We start from the raw sequence: 206 nt of genomic DNA, 5'->3' as shown, positions 1-206 counted from the left end.
CACACCCGTTCCCATACCGAACACGGAAGTTAAGCTCTCTAGCGCCGATGGTAGTTGGGACCTTGTCCCTGTGAGAGTAGGACGTCGCCAAGCTATTTATATTGTCGCGGGGTGGAGCAGCACGGTAGCTCGTCGGGCTCATAACCCGAAGGTCGCAGGTTCAAATCCTGTCCCCGCAACCAAATGGTCCCGTGGTGTAGTGGTTA

At 55.8% G+C, this 206-nt stretch carries 1 tRNA gene and 1 rRNA gene; both read left to right on the top strand.

The features are described 5' to 3' along the window. Positions 1-93, top strand: a 5S ribosomal RNA gene (rrf, locus tag MR107_RS31295); the annotation flags it as partial. Positions 94-105: 12 nt separating this feature from the next. Beyond that, positions 106-182, top strand: a tRNA-Met gene (locus tag MR107_RS31290). Positions 183-206 lie beyond the last annotated feature (24 nt).

This window comes from Bacillus cereus group sp. BfR-BA-01441 (assembly GCF_022663075.1).
GTDB lineage: Bacteria > Bacillota > Bacilli > Bacillales > Bacillaceae_G > Bacillus_A > Bacillus_A cereus.
This window is presented reverse-complemented; position numbering and strand designations above follow the sequence as displayed.